The sequence below is a fragment of the Halomonas sp. SpR8 genome, from assembly GCF_031010195.1.
Taxonomy (GTDB): Bacteria; Pseudomonadota; Gammaproteobacteria; order Pseudomonadales; family Halomonadaceae; genus Vreelandella.
Genome location: NZ_JAUAMC010000003.1, coordinates 82,149 through 104,701 on the forward strand (window position 1 = coordinate 82,149; position 22,553 = coordinate 104,701).

The 22,553-nt window shown below is 55.2% G+C and carries 22 protein-coding genes, 1 pseudogene and 1 CRISPR repeat array (1 of these 24 only partly in view); of the genes and pseudogenes, 13 read left to right on the plus strand and 10 right to left on the minus strand.

Translation table 11 applies throughout. The annotated features are described in order from the left end of the window. Positions 1–221: a CRISPR direct-repeat array (repeat unit 28 nt; unit sequence GTTCACCGCCGAGCAGGCGGCTTAGAAA) (it extends 1,728 nt beyond the left edge of the window). Between the two features lie 128 nt (positions 222–349). The 5 genes from QT230_RS06935 (at position 350) to QT230_RS06955 (ending at position 6,421) form a co-directional block, all read left to right on the plus strand. Next, entirely contained in the window at positions 350–634 is a 285-nt protein-coding gene (locus QT230_RS06935) for a type II toxin-antitoxin system RelB/DinJ family antitoxin (protein WP_308320864.1), read from the plus strand. Beyond that, positions 631–909, plus strand: coding sequence for a type II toxin-antitoxin system RelE/ParE family toxin (locus QT230_RS06940; RefSeq protein WP_308320865.1), 279 nt, complete (start codon positions 631–633; stop codon positions 907–909). The genes QT230_RS06935 and QT230_RS06940 overlap by 4 nt, the downstream gene beginning before the upstream one ends. Before the next feature lie 300 nt (positions 910–1,209). Then, positions 1,210–2,457, plus strand: a complete 1,248-nt coding sequence (locus QT230_RS06945; RefSeq protein ID WP_064233626.1) for a dicarboxylate/amino acid:cation symporter — start codon at positions 1,210–1,212, stop codon at positions 2,455–2,457. Positions 2,458–2,624: 167 nt separating this feature from the next. Continuing rightward, positions 2,625–3,215, plus strand: coding sequence for a DUF4202 domain-containing protein (locus tag QT230_RS06950; RefSeq protein ID WP_308320866.1), 591 nt, complete (start codon positions 2,625–2,627; stop codon positions 3,213–3,215). Positions 3,216–3,316: 101 nt separating this feature from the next. Beyond that, a complete protein-coding gene (locus QT230_RS06955) occupies positions 3,317–6,421 on the plus strand; it encodes an FAD-binding and (Fe-S)-binding domain-containing protein (RefSeq protein WP_308320867.1) in 3,105 nt (1,034 codons plus the stop codon). On the opposite strand, the gene trpC is transcribed toward QT230_RS06955, so the two are convergent. From trpC to QT230_RS06970, 3 genes are read right to left on the minus strand one after another with little or no spacing between them, the layout of a single operon-like run. Then, positions 6,418–7,221 carry an indole-3-glycerol phosphate synthase TrpC gene (gene trpC / locus QT230_RS06960; protein WP_308320868.1) on the minus strand — a complete coding sequence of 268 codons (804 nt, stop codon included), beginning with the start codon at positions 7,219–7,221 and terminating at the stop codon, positions 6,418–6,420. The two genes, QT230_RS06955 and trpC, sit on opposite strands and share 4 nt — an antisense overlap. A 55-nt stretch (positions 7,222–7,276) precedes the next feature. After that, complete coding sequence (gene trpD, locus QT230_RS06965) at positions 7,277–8,296, minus strand: anthranilate phosphoribosyltransferase (RefSeq protein ID WP_308320870.1); 1,020 nt, start codon at positions 8,294–8,296, stop codon at positions 7,277–7,279. Between the two features lie 36 nt (positions 8,297–8,332). Beyond that, the gene (locus QT230_RS06970; RefSeq protein WP_308320871.1) at positions 8,333–8,923 is read right to left on the minus strand and encodes an aminodeoxychorismate/anthranilate synthase component II; all 591 of its coding nucleotides are present in this window, start codon (positions 8,921–8,923) and stop codon (positions 8,333–8,335) included. Between the two features lie 525 nt (positions 8,924–9,448). Between QT230_RS06970 and QT230_RS06975 the strand changes: the two genes are divergently transcribed. Then, positions 9,449–10,369 carry a metal ABC transporter solute-binding protein, Zn/Mn family gene (locus QT230_RS06975; RefSeq protein WP_308320872.1) on the plus strand — a complete coding sequence of 307 codons (921 nt, stop codon included), beginning with the start codon at positions 9,449–9,451 and terminating at the stop codon, positions 10,367–10,369. 13 nt (positions 10,370–10,382) lie between these two features. Here QT230_RS06975 and trpE read toward each other — a convergent pair whose 3' ends face one another. Beyond that, positions 10,383–11,870 (minus strand): anthranilate synthase component I, encoded by a 1,488-nt coding sequence (trpE, locus tag QT230_RS06980; protein WP_308321394.1) that lies wholly within the window; start codon positions 11,868–11,870, stop codon positions 10,383–10,385. Positions 11,871–11,872: 2 nt separating this feature from the next. Continuing rightward, on the minus strand, positions 11,873–12,592 hold the full coding sequence (locus tag QT230_RS06985; RefSeq protein ID WP_374694446.1) for a phosphoglycolate phosphatase: 720 nt from the start codon (positions 12,590–12,592) through the stop codon (positions 11,873–11,875). Between the two features lie 236 nt (positions 12,593–12,828). Between QT230_RS06985 and QT230_RS06990 the strand changes: the two genes are divergently transcribed. Beyond that, positions 12,829–14,127 (plus strand): NAD(P)/FAD-dependent oxidoreductase, encoded by a 1,299-nt coding sequence (locus QT230_RS06990; protein WP_308320873.1) that lies wholly within the window; start codon positions 12,829–12,831, stop codon positions 14,125–14,127. Between the two features lie 14 nt (positions 14,128–14,141). Here QT230_RS06990 and rpe read toward each other — a convergent pair whose 3' ends face one another. Then, positions 14,142–14,834, minus strand: a complete 693-nt coding sequence (gene rpe, locus QT230_RS06995) for a ribulose-phosphate 3-epimerase (protein WP_308320874.1) — start codon at positions 14,832–14,834, stop codon at positions 14,142–14,144. Positions 14,835–15,043: 209 nt separating this feature from the next. Between rpe and cysP the strand changes: the two genes are divergently transcribed. Genes cysP through QT230_RS07015 form a run of 4 tightly spaced genes read left to right on the plus strand, consistent with a single transcriptional unit; the run spans position 15,044 to position 18,853 of the window. Beyond that, positions 15,044–16,054 (plus strand): thiosulfate ABC transporter substrate-binding protein CysP, encoded by a 1,011-nt coding sequence (gene cysP / locus QT230_RS07000; RefSeq protein WP_308320875.1) that lies wholly within the window; start codon positions 15,044–15,046, stop codon positions 16,052–16,054. Between the two features lie 26 nt (positions 16,055–16,080). Then, complete coding sequence (gene cysT / locus QT230_RS07005) at positions 16,081–16,935, plus strand: sulfate ABC transporter permease subunit CysT (protein ID WP_308320877.1); 855 nt, start codon at positions 16,081–16,083, stop codon at positions 16,933–16,935. Beyond that, positions 16,935–17,762, plus strand: a complete 828-nt coding sequence (gene cysW / locus QT230_RS07010; protein ID WP_308320878.1) for a sulfate ABC transporter permease subunit CysW — start codon at positions 16,935–16,937, stop codon at positions 17,760–17,762. Before cysT ends, cysW begins: the two co-directional genes overlap by 1 nt. Further along, entirely contained in the window at positions 17,759–18,853 is a 1,095-nt protein-coding gene (locus QT230_RS07015) for a TOBE-like domain-containing protein (RefSeq protein ID WP_308320879.1), read from the plus strand. The genes cysW and QT230_RS07015 overlap by 4 nt, the downstream gene beginning before the upstream one ends. 57 nt (positions 18,854–18,910) lie before the next feature. Here the strand turns inward: QT230_RS07015 and QT230_RS07020 are convergent, their stop codons facing one another. Beyond that, entirely contained in the window at positions 18,911–19,519 is a 609-nt protein-coding gene (locus QT230_RS07020; protein WP_308320880.1) for an alpha-ketoglutarate-dependent dioxygenase AlkB, read from the minus strand. A 164-nt stretch (positions 19,520–19,683) separates the two neighbouring features. Here QT230_RS07020 and QT230_RS07025 point away from each other — a divergent pair, with 164 nt between their 5' ends. Next, complete coding sequence (locus QT230_RS07025; protein WP_308320881.1) at positions 19,684–20,277, plus strand: YajG family lipoprotein; 594 nt, start codon at positions 19,684–19,686, stop codon at positions 20,275–20,277. 65 nt (positions 20,278–20,342) lie between these two features. On the opposite strand, the gene QT230_RS07030 is transcribed toward QT230_RS07025, so the two are convergent. The 3 genes from QT230_RS07030 to QT230_RS07040 all read right to left on the minus strand — a co-directional run bounded on the left by QT230_RS07030 (position 20,343) and on the right by QT230_RS07040 (position 22,077). Then, positions 20,343–20,975, minus strand: a complete 633-nt coding sequence (locus QT230_RS07030; RefSeq protein WP_308320882.1) for a thiopurine S-methyltransferase — start codon at positions 20,973–20,975, stop codon at positions 20,343–20,345. 48 nt (positions 20,976–21,023) lie between these two features. Next, positions 21,024–21,659, minus strand: a complete 636-nt coding sequence (locus QT230_RS07035) for a TIGR04211 family SH3 domain-containing protein (protein ID WP_308320883.1) — start codon at positions 21,657–21,659, stop codon at positions 21,024–21,026. A gap of 88 nt (positions 21,660–21,747) precedes the next feature. Next, the gene (locus QT230_RS07040) at positions 21,748–22,077 is read right to left on the minus strand and encodes a DUF1820 family protein (protein ID WP_007113264.1); all 330 of its coding nucleotides are present in this window, start codon (positions 22,075–22,077) and stop codon (positions 21,748–21,750) included. A gap of 237 nt (positions 22,078–22,314) precedes the next feature. On the opposite strand from QT230_RS07040, the pseudogene QT230_RS07045 reads away from it, so the two are divergent. Then, positions 22,315–22,527, plus strand: a pseudogene (locus tag QT230_RS07045) (carboxylate--amine ligase); the annotation flags it as partial. Positions 22,528–22,553: the final 26 nt, after the last annotated feature.

A 22,553-nucleotide genomic window follows, 5' to 3' on the forward strand; every position in this document is an offset into this window, starting at 1 on the left:
TGACTCATCGGCGGTTCACCGCCGAGCAGGCGGCTTAGAAATTATGAGTTGCAATCCCTGGTAGACGCCGCGAGTTCACCGCCGAGCAGGCGGCTTAGAAAACGAGCTCACCGCGCCCGCCATCTTTGTAGCGGTTCACCGCCGAGCAGGCGGCTTAGAAAAGAAAGGCGGAGTAGCATGGCTGACGGATGAAGTTCACCGCCGAGCAGGCGGTTTAGAAAGATAATCTTGCAGGCGATGCGTCGTATAGCAAGTTCACTGCCGTGCATGCCAATCATCGCCCTACGCTCATACAGCCAAACCTGTGCTAACATTTGTACACACGCATTGGTTTGGTTAGAAGCTCACTATGGACACCAGAATACAGTTTCGTGTTGATGAAGAAACAAAACGCTTAAGCCAACAAATGGCTGAAAGCCAGGGGCGAACGCTTAGCGATGCCTGCCGTGAATTTACCGAGCAATTGGCTGAGCAACAGCGCAAGGTGTTATCTCACGATGGATGGTTGACACAGCAAGTTAACCAGGCGTTTGAAAAACTTGATGCAGGAAAAGCTTCCTTTATTGATCATGAAAGCGCGAAAGCCCATATGGCTGAACGCAAAGCTAAAATCCGCCACCGAGCTAAACCATGATTTTTTGGGAAGAAGAATCGCTTAATGACCGGGAGGTGATCTTCGAGTTTCTTCACGACTTCAACCCTTTAGTGGCTGAGAAAACTGATAGCCTTATTGAAACTAAAGCGGAAAACCTACTTGAGCAACCGCTGATGGGCGTTCAAAGAGATGGTATTCCAGGCAGACTGCTTATCATCCCTGAGATCTCGATAATTATTTCCTACTGGGTCGATGGCCCCACTATTCGCATCATGCGAGTGCTTCATCAGAAACAGAAATTTCCGAGTGAGTAATCGGCTTAACGAGACAGCAGATTAGGTATATTTCTAGCGGATAAGTAGACGCTATCTTCTGCTTATCACTATAAGAAGCGTTCCCTACATCACCGTGCGCCTGAATTCCCTATTTTGATAACCACGCGTTAAGACCCCAAGGCCAGCCGCTTACCAAGCACAATGATCGAATCTAGCGCATGCGCTATGACTGCTCTGCATAACCCCCCGGTCATTAGTCAAAAGTGATAGAGTGCCCGCCGATTCCACTGAGGAATCGCTTAATAATAGATCTTCACACTTTTTGACAGGAGAAAGGCCGTGCAGGAAACAGCACAGCAAGGAAAGTTTGCCTGGTGGCGACGAATTGCCTTATGGAAGAAGATTCTCGCCGGTTTGGCGTTGGGTATTTTGGCAGGCGCGCTGCTGGGTGACACCGCCAGCGTGTTTAAGCCCCTTGGTGATATTTTTATAAACGCCATTATGATGCTGATTGTGCCACTGGTGTTCTCCACTCTGGTGGTGGGCATCACCTCCATGCGTGACCCGCAGAAAATGGGCCGTATTGGCGCACGCACAATCACGCTCTACCTGATCACTACCGCCTTTGCTATTTCCATCGGTCTGGTACTTTCCACCCTGCTGCAACCGGGCGTGGGCGTTGAATTAAGCTTCGACTCTGAAGTGGCCGCCAGCGAAGCACCATCGCTGGTCTCTATCCTGGTTAACTTAGTGCCGCGCAACCCGCTGGACGCCCTGGCCAACGGCAACATTATGCAGATCATTGTGTTTGCCATTGGCCTGGGCATTTCGCTAACGCTGATTGGCGATAAAGGCGAGCCGGTGATGAAGGTATTCGATAGCTTTGCCGAGGCGATGTACAAGCTCACCGGTATCGTGATGGCCTTCGCCCCGTTCGGCGTCTTTGGTTTAATTGCCCACGTCTCCGGCCAGTACGGCTTAGAGATACTGCTACCGCTAGCCAAGTTGATTGGCGTGGCGTATCTGGCCAGTATTCTGCACGTGCTGGTGATTTACTCAGGCTTTATCTCGTTGTTGGGGCGTCTAAACCCCATGCGCTATTTACAGGGCAGCCTGGACGCGATTGTGGTGGCGTTCTCGTCCGCCTCTTCTGCGGGCACCCTGCCGGTCTCTATCCGCTGTGCGCAGAAGAACCTGGGCGTTTCTGAAGGGGTTTCCGGGTTTGTGCTGCCTGTAGGCGCCACCATCAATATGGACGGCACCGCGCTTTACCAGGGCGTGGTGGTGCTATTTATCGCCCAAATGACTGGCACCGATTTAAGCATGATGGACTACGGCATGATTGTCGCCACCGGCACGCTGGCTTCCATTGGCACCGCGGGGGTACCGGGCGCTGGCTTGATTATGCTCTCGATTGTGATGGCGCAGGTCGGCCTGCCGCTGGAAGCCATCGCGGTGGTCGCGGGGATTGATCGTATCCTGGATATGGCACGCACCAGCGTCAACGTCGCCGGTGATTTAATGGTGACCACACTGGTGGGTAAAAGCGAAGGCGAACTTAACGAAGAAATCTACAACCGTCGCTAACGCTAACATTTAAGCGTGTGAACAGGCGCCTGCTGTAAGCTGTGAATAGCAGCAGGCGCTGCTACCCTCCTTGATACCCTCCTCTCCTAATACAGCAGTTGTGATTCGCACGGTTTCTCGGCAACCTAGTCTTTATTGTCGATTACTTTTAGCCGAGCAACGCTGCCATGCCTACCGCTTTTGAACAAACGCTCGTCTCCATCGATGCTCTGCATAGCGAGGATCCACGTTCCGCAACGCTTGCCGATGGCACATCCATGCCCCAGGAACTGGCCTATGCCCATCGCATGAGCGGCTGGTTAGACCGCGTACATGACGCCCCGAATGAAATACTTCAATTAGCCGTGCGCGCCCAGCATTTACAGCGTTGGCTGGTGCCACGGGAGGAGTACCCTGAAGGGCGTGTGGGTTATCTAACCTGGCGGCGCGACCAAGGCAAGCGCGCTGGAGATACCACCGCCCAGTTAATGCGGGAGGCCGGCTACAGTGACGAAGACGCCGATCGAGCCAAAACAATCATTGGTAAGAAGGGCCTGGGCCGCGACCCCGATGTGCAGGCGCTGGAAGATTGCGCCTGCTTGGTGTTTCTAGAGAACTACTTTGCCGACTTCTCGCGCAAGATCGAGCACGACCATATGGTACGTATTGTGCAGATGACCTGGCGCAAAATGTCGCCCCGCGCCCACGAACTGGCCTTAACGCTGCCAATGACTGACGCCTCATTAGCGCTGGTAAAAGAAGCTCTGGGTGCGGAATAAGGTGTGAGGTAAAGCGCTACCTGTGATGCACCTGGGCAGTCGCTGCGGTAAAGTAGCGGTCTTCTTTTATTGCGCCCCCGGCACTGACGGCCTGATCAACTATGATTGCATCCTTGGACACCCGTACCGCCCCGTTTGAACGTTTGGGCAAAGATTACCTGCGATTTCTACAAGCCCTCAAAACCCGCGGCTTTGAGGGCGAAATCGCCCCGGATTATGCCAATCGCACGGTGCTGTCCACCGACAACTCAATCTATCAGCGCCTGCCCCAGGCGGCGGTCTACCCCAAGCATAGCGAAGATCTAGAACGCCTCACCCGTTTGGCCGCACAAACCACCCATCGGGGGATTGTGTTAACGCCCCGCGGCGGCGGTACCGGCACCAACGGGCAGTCCCTCACCGACGGCATCGTGGTGGATGTGTCCCGCCATATGAATCAGATCCTAGAGATCAATGTGGAAGCGCGGCGTGTGCGCGTCCAGGCCGGGGTGGTGAAGGATCAATTAAACGCGGCGCTCAAACCCCACGGGCTGTTTTTCGCCCCGGAGCTGTCGACGTCCAATCGCGCCACCATTGGCGGCATGATTTCTACCGATGCCAGCGGCCAGGGCAGCTGCGAATACGGCAAAACCCGCGACCATGTACTGGAATTGGATACCATTCTGATTGGCGGGCAACACCTGCACAGCCGCGCCTTAACCCAGGACGAAGAACAGGCCGAGCGCCAGCAGGCAGGCATTCTTGGCCGCGTGCATACCACCGCCGCCGAGATTATCGACCAGCAGCGTGAGCTGATTACGGCAACATTTCCGCCGCTCAACCGCTGCTTAACCGGCTACGACCTGGCCCATCTGCGCGATGATAAAGGCCAGCTTAATCTCAACAGCCTGCTGTGCGGCTCGGAAGGCTCGCTGGGGTTTCTAAACGAAGCGGTGCTGAATGTGCTGCCGATCCCCAAGCACTCCACGCTAGTCAATGTTCGCTATACCCGCTTTATGGACGCCTTGCGGGATGCCAAAACGCTGAAAACCGCCAGTGCTCGGCCCACCTCTATCGAAACCATTGATGACACCGTACTGCAACTGGCGATGGAGGACTTTGTTTGGGATAGCGTGGCGGAATTCTTCCCGACCACCGAAAGCACGCCGATTAGCGGCATCAACCTGATCGAATTTAACGATAACGATGAAAGCGCCCTCGCCGCGCGGGTAACGTCATTTACCGAACAACTGAGCCAAGACACCAGCGTCGAGCGGCTGGGCTATACCCTGGCCGAAGGACGCGGGCAGATTCAAAAAGTCTACGCCATGCGCAAGCGCTCGGTGGGCCTGCTCGGCAATGTCCAGGGCGAGAAGCGCCCGATTCCGTTTGTGGAAGATACCGCCGTGCCGCCGGAGCATCTTGCGGACTTTATTAGTGAGTTCCGCGCCGCGCTGGATGCCCGTGGGCTCTCTTACGGTATGTTTGGCCATGTAGATGCGGGGGTGCTGCACGTACGCCCCGCCATCGATATGAAGGATCCCGAACAGGAAAAACTGATTCGTGCGGTCTCTGACGAGGTGGCAGCGCTTACCCAAAAATACGGCGGCCTGCTGTGGGGCGAACACGGCAAGGGCGTGCGCTCGGAGTACGCCCCCAGGTTTTTTGGTGAACTCTACCCCAGCCTACAGCGGGTCAAAACGGCGTTTGATCCCTTCAACCAGCTTAACCCCGGCAAGATCGCAACGCCTGCCGAGAACAGCGAGCTCATCGCCAAGGATAGCGACCCGGATCTGCTGACCATTGATGGCGTGCCCATGCGCGGCCAGCTCGACCGCACCATCGACGAGCGTGCCTGGCAGGCCTACGACGCCGCGGTCTACTGCAACGGCAACGGCGCCTGCTATAACTACGACCTTGACGATCCCATGTGCCCCTCATGGAAAGCCACGCGGGATCGCCGCCACTCGCCCAAAGGGCGCGCCAGCCTGATTCGCGAATGGATGCGCCTGCAGTCTCAGGCGGGTATCGATGTGGTGGAAGAGTCGCGCAAGAAGAAAGCCGAAGGCGGCTGGGGCTTTATTAAGAGTTTTCCGCTGCGGGTGGCGAACACGCTAAGCCGCAAACAGCACCACGACTACTCCCACGAGGTTTACGACGCCATGGCGGGCTGCTTGGCGTGCAAATCCTGTGCGGGTCAGTGCCCGATCAAAGTGAACGTGCCGCAGTTTCGTTCACAGTTTTTAGAGGTCTACCACGGCCGCTACCTGCGCCCAATCCGGGACTACGTGATTGGCGGCACCGAGTTTATGCTGCCCACCCTGACAAAGGTCGCACCGCTATATAACGCGGTGATAGGTCAGCGCTGGGTGGAAAAACTGATGCGCAGCACCTTGGGCATGAGCGATTCCCCCGCCCTATCCCGGGCCAGTGTCAAAAAGCAGATCAGCGCCTGGGGCATCGCCGAGGCAACGCCGCTCTCGCTGGCCCTGCTCACCGAGCAGCAGCGCGCCAACAGCGTGATTATTGTTCAGGACGCCTTCACCACCCACTTTGAAGCCAAGCTGGTGATGGATGTGGTGGAGCTACTATCGCGACTCAACCTGCGCGTGTTTGTGATGCCCTTCTCCGCGAACGGCAAACCGCTCCAAGTGCAGGGTTTTTTGGGCGCCTTCGAGCGTACCGCTGCCAAGCAGGCCGAGCGGCTCCGCACTCTGGCCCGCTTTGATATCCCCATGGTGGGCATCGACCCGGCGATGACGCTGACCTACCGCCAGGAGTATGTCAAAGCGCTGGGCAATGAGGCGGTGCCGGAAGTGCTGATGCTGCAGGAGTGGCTGGCGACCCGCATCAATACCCTGGCGCCTAGCCAGCTTAAGCTAACCGACCCTGGCTTTAAGCTGCTCTCCCACTGCACCGAGAAAACCAACGCGCCGGGTAGCCCCAAGGCATGGCAGCAGGTATTTGCGGCGTTTGGGTTAGAGCTCGAACTGATGGCCAGTGGCTGCTGCGGTATGTCCGGCACCTACGGCCACGAAACCCGCAACGCCGCTACGTCAAAAACGATCTACGCCCAGTCCTGGCAGCCCCAGGTAGAGGCCGATGGCAACGCGGGTAAGTTGCTGGCTACCGGCTACTCCTGCCGCAGTCAGGTGAAGCGCTACTCGGGACAGGTGCTGCCGCATCCGCTTCAGGCGCTGCTTGCTTGCCTGAAGCGGGCAGGCTAAAAGAACAGACGTTTAAGTGCCAACCCTGGATCACTCTCACGCATAAAAGCTTCACCGACGAGGAACCCGTTAACGTTGTGGTCGCGCATTAGCTCAACGTCATCGCGGGTGTGAATGCCGGATTCGGTAATCACTGTGACGCTTTCAGGAATGCGTGGCAGTAGATCCAGAGTGGTATTCAAGCTGGTGTCAAAGGTGTGCAGGTTGCGGTTGTTGATACCGACTAACTTTAAATCCAGCGCTAAAGCGCGCTCTAGTTCGTCCGCATCGTGGACTTCGACCAGTACATCCATACCCAACTGAATCGCCTGCTGATTCAGATCGCGTAACTGGGCGTCGTCCAACGCCGCCACAATCAGCAAAATACAGTCTGCACCAATCGCCCGGGCTTCGCAGACCTGGTAGCCGTGGGTAATAAAGTCCTTGCGGATCACCGGCAGCGTGCAAACATCACGGGCGGCAATCAAGTAGTCTTCGTGGCCCTGAAAAAAGTCCGCATCGGTGAGTACCGACAAACAGGCCGCCCCACCTTGGGCATAGCTTTTGGCAATATCCGAAGGATGAAACTCTTCACGAATTACCCCTTTCGAGGGCGACGCCTTTTTCACCTCGGCAATAATCGCCGGATCACCTGACGCAATGCGTGCATTGAGGGCGTCAATAAAGCCACGAGGAGCGCTTTGCTGCTTCCCTAAGGCGAGCAAATCTGTCTCTGAGACAGCCTGACGGCGCTCGGCGACTTCCTGCTCTTTGCGAGCCAGAATGCGCGTTAAAATAGTCGGCGTTGCCTGTTGAGTCATGGTGATCTCGTCTTATTTAAAACATAGCTTGTTTAAAAATAGCTTGTTTAAAAACCTACTGCTTAAAAACGCTGGTAAAGTGCGAAAGCTCTTTGAGTTTTTCAAGCGGCAGTTTAGAAGCCTGAGCGTCCTGGGCTACCATCACGCCCTCTTTTAAAGTATCCGCGACGCCCGAACAGTAGAGCGCGGCCCCGGCGTTGAGCGCAACCATATCGGCCGCGGCCCCCTCACCAGAAAGCGCTGCTTTAACCAAGCGCAGGCTATCTTCAGCGCTAGCGGCTTTCAGCGTCGCTAAGCTCTGGCGCTCAATGCCCAGCTCTTCGGGGGTAATGGTGTACTGGGTAATCTCACCCTCTTTAAGCTCGGCCGCCAAAGTGGGGCTGGCCAGGGATATCTCATCCAAGCCATCCTCGGAGTGCACGACCAACACGTGGCGACTGCCCAGGGTTTTAAGCACTTCCGCCATCAGCGGCACCAGTTCCGGTGCGTAAACGCCTAGCACCTGGTTGGGCGCGCCAGCAGGGTTGGTTAGCGGGCCCAAAATATTAAACAGTGTGCGCACGCCCATTTCTCGCCGGGGACCAATGGCATAGCGCATAGCCGGGTGGTGATTCGGGGCAAACATAAAGCCGACGCCCACCTGCTCGATACAGCGGGCTACCTGATCAGGCTTAAGGTCAAGGTAGATCCCCGCCACATCAAATAGATCAGCACTACCAGATGAAGACGAAACGCTGCGATTACCGTGCTTGGCCACGTGGGCACCCGCAGCAGCGGCGACAAAACTGGCGGCGGTGGAAACATTAAACAGATTCGCACCATCGCCACCAGTGCCGACGATATCCACAACATTTTCGGCATCGAGTTCTACACGTTTCATCAGCTCACGCATTACCTGCGCGGCGGCGCTGATCTCTATCGCGCTTTCGCCCTTCATGGCTAACCCGACCAGCAGACCACCGATTTGTGCGTCAGATGCATCGCCGGTCATAATTTGGCGCATCAAAGCGTGCATGGCATCGAAAGAGAGGTCTTCGCGGCGCATTACCGCATTAATCGCGTCTCGCATTTGCATGAGTAGAGGGCCCCTAAAAGCGTGTGAAACCGGCCATCAGCCGCGTTTTAAAAAGTTGGCCAATAGCTCATGGCCTTGGCGGGTAAGAATCGACTCGGGGTGAAACTGGACTCCTTCGATATCCAGCTCGCGGTGGCGAAGCCCCATGACTAAACCAGGGGTTACGTCGTCACTGCCAGTCCAGGCAGTCATTTCCAAGCAATCAGGCAACGACGCTTTATCGACCACTAACGAGTGGTAACGAGTCACTTCAACAGGGTTATCCAGCCCTTCGAAAACACCCTGGTTATCGTGCATTACGGCAGAGGTTTTGCCATGCATTACCTGCGGAGCACGCACTACTTTGCCACCATAAACTTGACCAATCGCCTGGTGGCCCAGGCAGACGCCTAAAATAGGCAACTTACCGGCAAAGTGTTCGATGGCGGCCATGGAGATACCTGCCTCGTTGGGCGTGCAGGGCCCCGGCGACACCACCAAGTGCGTTGGCGCCAGCGCTGCAATTTGCTCGATCGTGATCTCATCATTACGGTGCGTGATCACTTCTGCGCCCAGCTCACCCAAGTACTGCACGATGTTAAACGTGAAGCTGTCGTAGTTATCCAACATAAGGACCTTCTGAGCCATAACTGCTTGCTACTCCTATCACTATCATTGCAATGGCTCATGCGTCACCCAGGTCGGTAATGTGTTGCCATCGGCTCTATATCTTCGATGATACCGCAACCAAGTCCACTCTTGCAGGGATTAAGTGTCACCCCGGGTCAGCTGACAAACCGCGTATTTAAATTCTGGGGTTGTAACGCTAGTGTCGAGTGCCGGATTAGCAAGTAGATTAGCCGCAGTTTACTGGCTTGCCTTCAGGCGACGCATTGAGCGCCTTCAAAGACACGGGCTCACCGGGTGCCCTCTCCAGGCCTTTCGGATAGCAACACCGTCGCGGTAAATAAGAAACCGTTCGTTCAGTCATAGGGCACGCTATGCTTAGGGGTGTAATATTGTTCAGCACAGTAGCACTTGCCTGCCGAGGATATTCTCTCTTAGGTCATATTCTTTATGCCCTTCAAATTGGTTGGAGCTGGCAAGGGATCACCGCAGTCTTTATTATCTAGCAACATTTACGTTAGTTTACAAAACAGTCAGGAGCGTAGGATGTATAAGCGGGTTACCTGGGTATGTACGCTCTTATTTATCGGACTAATGAGCATGGTGCCAGCCCATGCCAACACAACGCTCCGAGTTATTGCCTCCTTTTCAATCATGGAGGAGTTGGTTAAACGAGTAGCGGGTGACGCGGTTAGCGTGAATGTCATCGTGCCCAGAGGAGAAGACGTGCACCGCTGGGAACTGACGCCCCCCAACGTGCTCGCGCTAGAAGAGACGCATATTATTTTTTACAACGGACTGGGCTTAGAGCCTTGGATACGTCATGTGGAAGCAATGTCCGACGACCAGTTGACGTTAGTTGAAGTGGCCGCAAAGGCCGACTACACGCCGCTGATGATCTCCACCGGGCAGTACAAAGGTGAACCAGATCCGCATATGTGGATGGACCCACAGGGTGCCGCCGCCTATGTCGATGTCATCGCCGCCACCCTGGCCGAGCATTTACCCGCTCATGCAGATGCGTTTTATGCACGCGCCGAAGAGGCGCGCCAGGCATTTATCACGCTTAACCAAACGGTAAAGGAGCGGCTTGACGGCATCCCGCAAACCAATCGTACGTTAGTGACCAGCGAAGCTGGCTTCGGCTATTTCGCCCGCGCCTATGCGTTTGAGGCGCACGGGGTTTGGGGGATAAACACCGAGACCCAGGGCAGCGCTGATGCCATGGCTAAGATGAGTGCCTACCTTAACGAGAAGCGCCCTAGCCCATCAGCGCTGTTCTATGAAAGCACCTCTTCTTCAATCCATATGGATTCACTATCACGGGAAACCTCAATACCACTGGCAGGCCCGCTTTATGTCGACTCACTAAGCGGCACAGGCGGCCCGGCTGACAATTATCCGTCAATGCTGCGCCACAATGCCGACGTACTGCATGCGGCCCTAGGCGGCGCAACAGCCGAGTAGCCGGGCTGTTATATTAAAGGTTGTCTAACCCGCGCTCCGCCATGGCAACGGCGCGGAAAATAGCCCGTCCTTTGTTGAGCGTTTCCTGCCACTCCATTTCGGGTACCGAATCGGCCACAATGCCCGCCCCGGCCTGGACGTGGAGCTGTCCGTCTTTGATGACCGCAGTGCGAATCGCAATAGCGGTATCCATATTGCCATGCCAGGAGAGATAGCCCACTGCCCCGGAGTAGATACCACGTTTGACTGGCTCTACTTCATCGATAATTTCCAACGCCCGAATTTTAGGCGCTCCCGATACCGTACCGGCGGGGAAAGTCGCCCGCAGCGCGTCCATCGCGGTTAAGCCCGGCTTCAGCCTGCCGGTCACGTTGGAGACGATATGCATTACGTGTGAGTAGCGCTCAACGACCATCTGATCAGTGACTTCAACGCTGCCGGTTTGGCAAATTCGCCCTACGTCATTGCGCCCCAAATCGATCAGCATCAGGTGCTCGGCTAGCTCTTTCGGGTCGGCGAGCAAATCCGCTTCCAGGGCATCGTCTTCTTCCTGGGTTTTACCCCGTTTACGCGTGCCTGCAATGGGTCGCACAGTGACTTCGCCCTCTTCCATGCGGGTCAGAATCTCTGGCGAAGAGCCCACCACATGGTGGTCCCCCAAGTTAAAGAAAAACATATACGGCGACGGATTCAAGCTGCGCAATGCGCGGTAGAGATCTAGCGGTGACGCCTGATAAGGAATCGACATACGCTGAGAGGGCACGCACTGCATGATGTCTCCCGCTAGCACGTACTCTTTGATTTTATCGACGGCAGCTTTAAACCCTTGCTCGGTAAAACCTGAGTTAAAGTCGCTCTCCTCCACAGGCTGACGGCCGCTGCCAGCATTATTGGGGCTGATATGCGCTTCGCGCAGGCGGGTCTCAAGGTGTTTCAAATGCGCCTGGCCGCGCTCAAGGGCATCTGATTGCGCAGGATCTACGTGGGTCCAGATCGTTAACCGCCCGGAAAGGTTATCGAACACCACAAAGTCATTGCACACCATCAGCAGGATATCGGGCACGTTAAGCTGATCGGGCTTATCCGCCCCGCCACGCAGGCGCGGTTCTATATAGCGAATAGTGTCATAACCGAAGTAACCGACTAACCCCCCGTCGAAACGCGGCTGATCATCTAATTTGGGCACTTTGAATCGGCTTTGGAATTTCTCAATCCACGCCAGCGGGTCGTCCACTTCGGTGTCCCCGACAGTTTCGCCCTCTTTGATATGACGAACCGTAAAGCCGCGCACTTCGATACGCTCATGGCTGGGCAGCCCAATCATTGAGTAGCGACCCCACTTTTCACCGCCCTGCACGGACTCAAACAAGAACGTCCAGGGGGTGTTGGCTAACTTCAAGTAGGTAGAAAGCGGCGTATCGAGATCAGCGAGCACATCACGCGAAACAGGAATTCGGTTGTAGCCTGCCTGGCTAAGCTCGTGAAAATATTCCGGGGCCATCATTAAGCAGTCCTTGTCGCCTGGGGTGCCGTCATCAGTAGTTCGGTTAACGAGGTAAGCACTTGGTCGGGGTCACTCTCTTCAATGGGTTCGCCATGGTTATAACCGTAGGTTAACGCCAATGTGGCAAACCCTGCCGCTTTTCCAGCAGCGATATCATGACGCGAATCACCGACCATGACACACTCAGCGGGCGACATTTGGCATACCTTGGCAGCGTGCAACAGTGGCAAAGGATGGGGCTTTTTTTCGGCTAGCGAATCACCGCCTATCCACAGGGTAAAGTATTCCAGCAATTTGAAATGACTCAATAGCGGCTCAATAAAGCGCTCCGGCTTGTTGGTGATCAACACAAGTGTCAAGCCGTAGGTATGCAGCTCCAGGAGAGCTTGTTGAACCCCGGGGTAAAGAGCCGTCAGGGTACTGGGCGCCGCGCCATAGTGCGACATAAAGGCGTTATAGGCGCGCTCTTGAAGCTCAGCCTCAGGGGCAGCTTTTATGGCCCAGGTGAGGGCTCTCTCGACAAGCACAGGCGCGCCATTGCCCACCCAGTCACGCACCTCTAATTCACTCGGTTGGGGCAGCCCCAGCTCATTTAATGTAAGCGACACCGCGGCGGCAAGATCCGGCACGGAATCAATCAGCGTTCCATCCAAGTCGAACGCAATTAGCCGTTTGTCCTTTAATGCTGAATGTAGTGCCGGATAGTGTATTGAATGCACTTTTAATAGCCCCTTTTTTGCTGCATCGCTGATGGAGCGCCTTTTCAACCATCGTTTTCAACCCTCGTGGCGTCTTCGGCCTTTACGATGACTTTGCAAAATAGTCGCTCACAATAGCTTTTGCGCTAGCCCTTTGCATAAAGCCACCATCTTACCTGCTCAAGCCAATCTTTCGCATTAGTCATATGCGTTAGAACCTTCTATGCTAGGGCTAATTTTGTTCAGGAGGTAGTGATATGCCCACTCCCAGAATCGTGATTGTTGGCGGCGGCGCGGGCGGCTTAGCCCTTGCCACGCGATTAGGCCACACGTTAGGGAAGCGCAAACGCGCAGAAATTGTGCTGCTGGATCGCGATACCACCCATGTTTGGAAACCGCTGCTCCACGAACTGGCCACCGGAGTGCTGAATTCCAGCATGGACGAGGTGGATCTTCGCGGGCACTCGTCTGCTCACTTCTACCGCTATCAACGCGGCTCGCTAACCGGCATCAATCGCGAGCAGCAGACGCTGCAATTAGCGCCGATCCATGATGAAGATGGGCAAGAAGTGCTGCCCGCCCGGGAGCTTGCCTATGACTACTTGGTCATGGCGCTAGGCAGCGTTTCCAACGATTTTGGCACGCCCGGTGTCACGGAGCACTGCCACTTTATCGACTCACCCGAACAGGCCAAGGCGTTCCAGCGCGATATGATCAACACCTTTCTGCGCTATACCGACCCTAACCTGCGCCAGCATGCTCAATTAACGATTGGCATCGTCGGCGGCGGTGCGACAGGGGTAGAGCTTGCTGCTGAACTGTTTGATGCGTCGCGTATGCTCAACGCCTACGGCGTGACGGCGGAAGACCACCAAACGATTAGCGTCCATTTGATTGAAGCCGCCCCTCGCCTACTCCCTGGGCTCTCCGAGCGCATTAGTCAAACCGTCAAAACAGAACTTGAGAGCTTGGGCGTGACCGTTCACACCGATACCGCCATTAAGGAAGCCCAGGCACATCAGCTGATCACCGGTGGCGATGAAGTGATCAAGACCGATATCAACGTGTGGGCAGCGGGGATTAAAGCGCCGCCATTTTTGGCGGGGCTAGGCCTGACGACGAACAAGAAAAACCAAATTGAAGTCAACAGGACCCTGCAAAGCGTCGATGATGAGAAGGTGTTCGCCCTGGGCGACTGCGCCAGTTGCCCAATGGGAGAGGATAGCACCGTGCCGCCTCGCGCCCAGGCTGCTCACCAGCAGGCTAAGCTGCTGGCCAAAAATCTGGTCAACCAACTGGAAGGCAAACCGCTCGCCGATTTCCGTTACCGCGATCACGGCTCGCTGGTATCGCTGGCCCGCTTTGACGCGGTGGGCAATTTAATGCGTAGCTCCGCCTCCAAGGGGCTGTTTCTAGAGGGCTGGCTGGCTCGTCAAGCCTATGCATCGCTCTACCGCATGCACCAGCTCTCTATTCATGGGGCGCCGAAGACGGGGCTAGCGTGGCTGGTCGATAAGCTTAATCGTTACTTAAAACCGCGCATGAAGCTTCACTAAACGACACTTACCCTTTACTTGGCCAGCGCCGCACGCATCTGCTTGATCACCGTGTCATAGCCGTGCGGGTCGCTGGCTTGGTGAGCGCTAAAAATGGCGGATCCGGCCACAAAGGTATCGGCGCCCGCAGCGGCGATCTCACCGATGTTATCCACCTTCACTCCACCGTCGATCTCCAGACGAACCGGACGTCCAGAGGCATCAATGCGCGCCCGCGCTTCGCGTAGCTTGTTCAGTGTGCCGGGGATAAACGACTGCCCACCAAAGCCGGGGTTGACGCTCATCAGCAGCACCATATCAACTTTATCCATCACATAGTCGAGGTAGGAGAGCGGCGTGGCTGGGTTAAACACTAATCCGGCTTTACACCCGCCATCACGAATCAATTGAAGCGAGCGGTCTATGTGTTCAGAGGCTTCTGGGTGAAAGGTAATGTAGCTGGCGCCTGCCTCAATAAAGTCACTGATCATACGGTCTACCGGCTTGACCATTAGATGCACATCAATCGGCGCGGTGACGCCGTGCTGGCGCAGCGCTTTGCATACCATGGGGCCAATGGTGAGGTTGGGCACATAGTGATTGTCCATGACATCGAAATGCACTACATCCGCGCCAGCCGCCAGCACGTTGTCGACTTCCTCGCCAAGCCGCGCAAAGTTAGCGGAAAGAATAGAGGGAGCAATCAAAAAGTCCTGCGCAGCGGTCATAACAGGTTCCTAGATTAACAGGGGAATGAGTTCGCTATATTACCAGAGCCACCTGCCAAGCCCCATCACTTACATGCCTTTACATTGGGCATCTACGCACACTTATATTCTCAAATAGAATATAAAACATAATTGTAATTCCACATTGATAGATTTAACCTTGCCAATATTGCGATAAAACGCGCTTACTCTTTTGAAGGAACTAGCTTATGACACTACCGACCATTTTCCGCCGCAGCCTGATTGCACTTGCCTTAGGCGTCACAGTGAGCAGCCCCGCCGCTGCTCAAGAGCGTGAACTGCTCAACTCATCCTACGATATTGCTCGCGAGCTGTTTGCGGCGATCAATCCCGAGTTTCAAGCTTGGTGGCAAGAAGAGCATGGTGAAGAGATTGAGATCAGCCAGTCTCACGGCGGCTCCTCTGCCCAAGCGCGCGCCATCTTGCAGGGCCTGCGTGCCGATGTGGTGACCTTTAATCAGGTGACCGATGTGCAGGTACTCGCCGATGCAGGGCTGGTAGCCGAAGATTGGCAGGATGCGTTTGAGAACAACGCCTCGCCCTACTACTCCACCACTGCCTTCCTAGTGCGTAAAGGCAATCCCAAAGGTATCGAGAGCTGGGACGACCTGGTTAAAGAAGATGTGGAGATGGTGTTCCCCAACCCCAAAACCTCGGGTAATGGTCGCTACACCTACTTAGCCGCCTGGGGCTTTGCCGAAAATGAGTTCGACGGTGATGAAGAGAAAATCGAAGAGTTTATGCGCACCTTCTTGGCCAACGTAGCGGTATTTGATACCGGCGGCCGTGGGGCGACCACCAGCTTTATCGAGCGTGAAATTGGCGATGTGCTGATTAGCTTCGAGTCGGAAGTCAACAATATTCGCAGCGAATACGGTAGCGATGCTTACGAAGTAATTGTGCCGCCCGTTAGTATTCTGGCCGAGTTCCCGGTAGCGGTTGTCGGCGAAAACGCTGAACGCAACGGTAACAGCGATTTGGCCCAGAGCTATCTTGAATACCTCTATACCGAAGAGACCCAGCGTCTGCTGGCAGGCTTCAACTACCGAGTCCATAACGAAACCGTGGTCGAAGAGTTCGCTGATCACTTCCCGGAAACCGAACTGCTTGAAGTTGACGAAGTGTTCGGCAGTTGGGACGAGGCCATGAAGACCCACTTTGAAGGTGGCGCTCTTCTCGACCAGCTACAGCGTCGCTAATATTCACTTATGAGCCAGCCTGAACCATGAGTCAACTAGCCACCTGGCGAACCGGCAGCACCCGCGTGCTGCCGGGTTTTGGCCTTTCTATGGGTATCAGCGTACTGTTTATCTCGCTGGTACTGCTGCTGCCGATTACCGGACTATTTGGCCAGTTAGCAGGGCTTAGCCTTGCCGAGTACTGGGCGATCATTACCGAAGGTCGCGTCGTGGCCAGTTATATGGTCACCATCGGCGCGGCGGCAGTGGCCGCCATCATTAATGCTATCTTTGGGCTGTTACTGGCGTGGGTATTGGTGCGCTATGAATTCCCCGGAAAACGGCTGCTCGACGCGCTGATGGATCTACCCTTCGCGCTGCCCACTGCCGTGGCAGGCATTACGTTGGCAACGCTTTACGCCAGCAGCGGTTGGATGGGTGGATTGCTGGAGCCGCTTGGCTTCCAAGTCGCTTACACCTGGGTGGGTATTGCCCTGGCCATGGCCTTTACCAGCATTCCATTTGTCGTACGCACGGTGCAGCCGGTGCTAGAGGATTTGCCTATTGAGGTCGATGAAGCCGCCATGTCGCTGGGGGCTACCGATGGTGTCGCCTTCCGCCGCGTTATCCTACCGCACATCTGGCCCGCCCTAGTGACCGGCACCGGACTCGCGTTTGTGCGCTCGTTAGGCGAGTTCGGTGCGATTATCTTTATCGCTGGCAATATGCCTTACGAAACGGAGATCACCGCGCTGATGATCTTCGTCAAGCTACAGGAGTATGACTATGCCGGGGCATCGGCGATTGCCTCGGTAGTGCTGTTTGTCTCCCTGGCACTGCTACTGGCGATCAACATTTGGCAGGGCCGCTTTGTGCGCCGCCTGCATGGAGGTAAGGGGTAATGCGTCGAATTGGTGATGCGCCGCTTATCCGGCGCCTGCTGATAGGTGTCGCCCTGGTGCTGTCAGCGCTGTTCTTGCTGCTGCCGCTAGTGGCTATTTTTGCCCAGGCGTTTTCCCAGGGCGTTATGGTCTTCTGGGCTAACGTCAGTGATACTTTTACCCTACATGCAATTGGCTTAACGCTGGTGATTGCGCTGTTAACCATTCCGGTGTGCTTGGTATTCGGCGTTGCCTTGGCGTGGCTGGTCACGCGGTTCAGCTTTCCAGGCCGACGCATTCTGCAAACGCTGATCGATATTCCGTTTGCGGTCTCCCCGGTTGTTGCTGGCCTTATCTATTTACTGCTATATGGCCGCAACGGCTGGATTGGCGGATGGCTGGATAGCTACGATATCCAACTAATGTTCTCCTGGCCGGGTATTTTAATGGTGACCATCTTTGTTACCTGCCCCTTTGTTGCCCGCGAACTGATTCCGCTGATGCAGGCGCAAGGCTCTCGTGAAGAGGAAGCCGCTGTGACGCTGGGTGCCTCAGGCTGGACGACCTTTCGTCGCGTCACGCTGCCCAACATTCGTTGGGCGTTACTGTATGGCGTGATTCTTACTAACGCCCGCGCAGTGGGAGAATTTGGTGCCGTATCAGTGGTCTCCGGCGCTATTCGTGGCAAGACCAATACGCTACCCCTGCACCTTGAGCAGCTTTACCAGGATTATAACGCCGTCGGGGCGTTTGCCTGCGCGGCCCTACTCGCATTGATTGCCCTACTGACGCTCGCCGCCAAGGCCGGGCTGGAATGGCGCGCAGCGCAACGGGAGGCATTTGCATGAGCATTCATTTACACAACATCGCTAAGCACTTCGGCACTACCCAGGCGTTAGAGCCGATCAATCTGGATATTCACGAAGGCGAGTTGGTAGGTCTACTCGGCCCTTCGGGGTCGGGCAAAACCACCCTGCTGCGAATCATTGCGGGCCTGGAAAATGCTGACCGCTCTCCTCAGCCGGGTAAGATCCTGTTTGGTGACCGCGACGTGACCAATATGCATGTTCGCGATCGCCGCATTGGCTTTGTTTTCCAGCACTACGCGCTGTTCCGCCATATGAGCGTTTACGACAACGTGGCCTTTGGGCTGACCGTGCTCTCGCGCAAGCGTCGCCCCAGCAGCGGCGAGATCCGCTCTCGTGTATTTAGGCTGCTGGAAATGGTTAAGTTGGAGCACCTTGCCAACCGCTACCCTGCTCAGCTTTCAGGCGGCCAGCAGCAGCGGGTCTCGCTGGCACGCGCCTTGGCCGTAGAGCCGGAAGTACTGCTGCTGGACGAGCCATTTGGCGCCCTGGATGCAAAAGTGCGCCAGGAGCTACGCCGCTGGTTACGCCACCTTCACGATGAATTCAACTTTACCAGCGTGTTTGTGACCCACGACCAGGAAGAGGCGCTGGAGTTATCTGACCGCGTGGTGGTAATGAGCAACGGTCGCATTGAGCAGATCGACACCCCCGATGAGCTCTACCGCACGCCCAAAAATCGCTTTGTGTTTGAGTTTTTAGGCGATGTGAACCATCTCGAAGGCAACGTAAGCAGCGGCGTTTTAACCTGCGGAGATGCCTATTGGCACGTTGATCTGCCCGACGGCCATCAAGAGCTACTGCTACGCCCCCATGAAGTGAGGCTAACCGAGCAGCCCACTGCTGAAAGTCACCTACCGGTCACGATCACAGCAATCTCGCCAGTGGGTGCCGAAGTGCGCGTGGAGCTGGAGGCCGATTGGCTCGCTCAGCCGTGGCTAGCCACCGTGCGACACACGGACTTCGAACACCTGGCGCTACAACGTGGACAGCGCTTATTCGCCCATCCGCGCCACTGGCGGCGTTTTCCCAAGGTAGAAACAGAAGCGGCGGAACAAACCCGCGTTGCTTAGGAAAAAGCTGAGCACTGCCCCAGTAGCCAGTGCTGCTGGGGCTTTAGTCAGGTTAGCTCACAAGCGCATTTGCCTAAAAGTTAAGCTCACCCGTGGCTCAACATCTTTCTTGGTTTTTGGAAGACTGTGTAACCAATTTTTTTGGGTGCTGCCTTTCATAACCAGCAGACTACCGTGCTCTAACGTAAGCGAAACACTCTCCCCTGTTTGTCTATGTTTAAACGAAAACTTCCTTTCGCCGCCTAAGCTCAATGCCCCGATGACCCCATTCTCGACAAGGTCTTTCTCGCCATCACTGTGCCAACTCATACCTTCTTCGCCAGAGCTATAGAAATTGCCCAGGCACGAATTAAACCTCTCTCCACACTCACTCTCCACCCGCTGCTTAATCTCGCGCAGAAAATCCGGCCATACCAACGCCCTCTTGGTATACCCCGAGTAGGTATAAGAGACCGGCTTATCCGCGTACCAGACAATCTGTCGTTTAGTCACAATCTCTTTGCCGTAAATAAACGCGCGGTCATGCTCCCAGCTCAACTCGCTAATGCATTTATCTAAATACATTGCGGATGTGGCAGCATCCAAAATGCTCCCGTGGTAATAGACGTCCCCATCCCTTGGAAGCAGTTTGATCAACTTCATGTCGTCGTTTTCGAACAGATCCATAGCAAAGTCTCTATCGTGCCCAGTGCGTAAAACATCGCTTGGTCATAGTCAAAAGCACAGTGAGGCAGAAAGCCCAGATTATCGTTAGTAATCGCATCGCTAGAACATACCGCCAACGCGCTACCCGCGTTATACTGGCGTTTTAGCCATAGCGGAGGAAGACCATGCTTCGGCGTCACTTTTTACGGATTTCAGGTGTACTGCTTGCCAGTGCATGGCTTGCTGGTTGCGCCAGCCCCCAATACTTGCAGCTCAACCCCGAGCGCAGTGCACAGGTACCGCAAGTTGGCTCCGGCCAGCAGGTGACGGTCATTGCCCAGGATGGCCGCGAGAGCGACATTATTGGTAATCGTGCTGGCGGCGGCATGTCGACGGCACATATTACCGTTAGCAGCCACGAGCTGATTCCGCGTTTGCAGGAAGAGGCTGAACGCGCTGTACGAGATATGGGCTTCAACCCCACTACCGAGCAAGCTGAGGGACGCCCGAGTTTAACGCTGGAACTTGCTAGCCTGAACTATGCCCGCGGTGACAGCGGCCAGCCTTTGGTGGACGAAGCGCGCCTTGAAGGGGTTTTCCGGGCTATCGCTCAAAACAAGGGCACCACCTATACCGGCACATACACTTCGCGTCGTACTCAGGGCTACGCTCTTAAACCCGATGCCGAAAGCAATGCTCGCATGCTGAGCGACCTACTTAGCGATGGCATGAATCGCGCCTTTAGCGATCCAGAGCTGGGCCGCCTACTCGCACGCTAAGGCCCCAGCTTCTAAGAAGCACCGCCGTTACGGGCCGCACCTTTTACGTTTGCAATGTTTCAAATTTAAAGGCGCGGCCCGCGTCGTTCCAGCCCCCACACGCTTTCAGTTCTGCCGCGGTCATCGGGGGCCCCCTGTTCAAGAAAGGTCAGGGAGAAATTTGGCGTAAATAGCCTTTCAATCTCATTGGCGGGAACACTGTACGGCGGACCTACCTCACCTTCGCTATGCGACAAGCTGATCAATAAGCCTTTGGCACCAGGCGGCACTAGTTGGGCAAGGTGAAAAGCATAACGTTGACGGGTCGCAGGCGGCAGCGCAATCAGCGAGGCACGATCATAAAACGCGCCTATTTCAGCGGCCTGCTGAATATGCAGGTGAAAAAAGTCCCCACACCAGAGTTCAACACTGCCTTGGCGGGAAATATTGAACCCCGCCTGGCGATAACGCGATACTGAAGTGCTGCGCTGGGCCAAAAACTGCTCAATAGCTTCAGGGGCGAACTCAATCCCCAACACTGGATATCCCTCATCTGCCAGCCAGCGCATATCAAGGCTTTTGCCACACAATGGCACTAGCACTTTAGTGCGTTTGGCAACGCCCAGCGTCTGCCAATGGCGCAGCAGCGCAGGGTGCGTCTGCTGCAGATGAAAGCCAATACGCCCCTCTTGCCAACGCTTGCGCCACTGCTCACTCATGGTGGGGCTGCCTTTGAAAGGTTCTTAGAACTGGTTTTTAAAATCGCTTCAGAACCAGCGGTCACGCTTTTTACGCCGGCGCGGCAGATGTGGCACGATCAGCCCTACCAACAATCCCGCACCAGCGACGCCGCCACCGTACATGAAGTAGCGCATCAAGAGGTCTTCCTCCTGGGTCTCCAAACGGGCTTGAAGTCCTCTAACCTGTCGACGCGACTCTTCCGCTTGGCTATCAAGCTCCTGATTGCTCGCTTCAAGCTCAGCAATGCGACGCTCACGAATCTCAAGCGTCTCGGTCATCGAAGAAACCCGCTCTTCCCAGGTCTCATTAATGCCATCAAGCTCGGCAGTCAATTCTTCAACCTGTTCTTCAAGTGCGGGTAGCTGCTCAACCGCGCTTGGCGTTTGCTGAAGCTCATCGCTCAATACCCAGACCGCGTTACCATCGCTGTTGCGCACGCGAGTGTAATTACCGCTAGTTTCAAGTACTTCAACCTGTTCGCCGGCATTCAAAGTGCCAATAATCCGATAACCATCGGTGGGACCACTGCGCACGTAAGTGCTCAACTCATCGGTCACCCAGGCCTGGCTATCGGACTGAGCACTGGCATCAATGCTCGCCGCACTGAGTAAAATGCCAGCCGCAGCGGCGTAATATCGAAAACGTATTTTGTTTACTTGCATGACATCATGTCCTGATTAAAAACGCTGCAAGGCGGACGAAGCCAACAGCGCTTGTCGCTTAACTGAGCGGTGCGCTTGTCTCATACGCTTACCCTTCGCCACGAGGTGGTAGCGGAAAGGGACGGGGGAACTCCGCGACCCGAGCATCGGTCTTGACCGCTTTCAATGGCCCTTCGCGCTCTACTTCATCAATGCGCACAATCGCATTTAACGGTAGGTAGCTACGCTTAACGCCGTCGAAGGTTCGCTGCAATTTTTCAGTTGCAGGGTCGACCACTACCCGTGAAGCATCGTCAAAGACAAACTCCTCGACTTCAATAAAGCCCCAGAGTTCGCTTTGAAAGATCTCTCGAACGTATAAATCCCAAATTTCACCCTGTTGGTGAACCACTACACGGTAGATCGGCTTGGCCGCCATCTTGGCCTGTTCCTCTTGCCACTTGTACATGAAGTTGAACCGCCTAGCTTACCATATTCCTTCCGTTACGCCTCCCAGGTAAGCCTTCGACAATCTATGCGCGTTAATGCTGCGGACAAAACACTCATTAGCCGCTCATGCCACCCTCGTGTATGGTGACTCAGATAAGTTGGCAAATCTGTTCATTCTTCAAGTTCAAGAAAACGTAGCCGATGCCGATAATTTTAGCGTTTACACAAGCGTCGTGTGGTCAGCCGCTTAAACACCCCTGACGAGACCGGAAATCACACCTATTTTGAGTCACATGAGCTAACCTCACCAGTAGAAGAAACCGTCACTAAACGCACCGCGTTTGGTACCCATTGGGGTCTGATCTACTTTAAAGGCGAGGATGCGCATACGATCCGCGATCTGCTAAAACGCCAAGAAGATCTCGACTTCTATGTATAATCCCCGCTCATGCAGGGATAAGGAGT

Excerpts from the sequence above, each read along its gene's own strand:
- QT230_RS07015 (WP_308320879.1), top strand. The coding sequence starts at position 17,759 with ATGAGCATTCATTTACACAACATCGCTAAGCACTTCGGCACTACCCAG.
- rpe (WP_308320874.1), bottom strand. The coding sequence starts at position 14,834 with ATGACCGCTGCGCAGGACTTTTTGATTGCTCCCTCTATTCTTTCCGCT.
- trpE (WP_308321394.1), bottom strand. The coding sequence starts at position 11,870 with ATGGCCCCGGAATATTTTCACGAGCTTAGCCAGGCAGGCTACAACCGA.
- trpD (WP_308320870.1), bottom strand. The coding sequence starts at position 8,296 with ATGCAAATGCGAGACGCGATTAATGCGGTAATGCGCCGCGAAGACCTC.
- trpC (WP_308320868.1), bottom strand. The coding sequence starts at position 7,221 with ATGACTCAACAGGCAACGCCGACTATTTTAACGCGCATTCTGGCTCGC.
- QT230_RS06990 (WP_308320873.1), top strand. The coding sequence starts at position 12,829 with ATGCCCACTCCCAGAATCGTGATTGTTGGCGGCGGCGCGGGCGGCTTA.
- QT230_RS06940 (WP_308320865.1), top strand. The coding sequence starts at position 631 with ATGATTTTTTGGGAAGAAGAATCGCTTAATGACCGGGAGGTGATCTTC.
- QT230_RS07030 (WP_308320882.1), bottom strand. The coding sequence starts at position 20,975 with ATGAGTGAGCAGTGGCGCAAGCGTTGGCAAGAGGGGCGTATTGGCTTT.
- QT230_RS06955 (WP_308320867.1), top strand. The coding sequence starts at position 3,317 with ATGATTGCATCCTTGGACACCCGTACCGCCCCGTTTGAACGTTTGGGC.
- cysW (WP_308320878.1), top strand. The coding sequence starts at position 16,935 with ATGCGTCGAATTGGTGATGCGCCGCTTATCCGGCGCCTGCTGATAGGT.
- cysT (WP_308320877.1), top strand. The coding sequence starts at position 16,081 with ATGAGTCAACTAGCCACCTGGCGAACCGGCAGCACCCGCGTGCTGCCG.
- QT230_RS07040 (WP_007113264.1), bottom strand. The coding sequence starts at position 22,077 with ATGGCGGCCAAGCCGATCTACCGTGTAGTGGTTCACCAACAGGGTGAA.
- QT230_RS06950 (WP_308320866.1), top strand. The coding sequence starts at position 2,625 with ATGCCTACCGCTTTTGAACAAACGCTCGTCTCCATCGATGCTCTGCAT.
- QT230_RS06975 (WP_308320872.1), top strand. The coding sequence starts at position 9,449 with ATGTATAAGCGGGTTACCTGGGTATGTACGCTCTTATTTATCGGACTA.
- QT230_RS07020 (WP_308320880.1), bottom strand. The coding sequence starts at position 19,519 with ATGGATCTGTTCGAAAACGACGACATGAAGTTGATCAAACTGCTTCCA.
- QT230_RS06935 (WP_308320864.1), top strand. The coding sequence starts at position 350 with ATGGACACCAGAATACAGTTTCGTGTTGATGAAGAAACAAAACGCTTA.
- QT230_RS07025 (WP_308320881.1), top strand. The coding sequence starts at position 19,684 with ATGCTTCGGCGTCACTTTTTACGGATTTCAGGTGTACTGCTTGCCAGT.
- cysP (WP_308320875.1), top strand. The coding sequence starts at position 15,044 with ATGACACTACCGACCATTTTCCGCCGCAGCCTGATTGCACTTGCCTTA.
- QT230_RS06970 (WP_308320871.1), bottom strand. The coding sequence starts at position 8,923 with ATGGCTCAGAAGGTCCTTATGTTGGATAACTACGACAGCTTCACGTTT.
- QT230_RS07035 (WP_308320883.1), bottom strand. The coding sequence starts at position 21,659 with ATGCAAGTAAACAAAATACGTTTTCGATATTACGCCGCTGCGGCTGGC.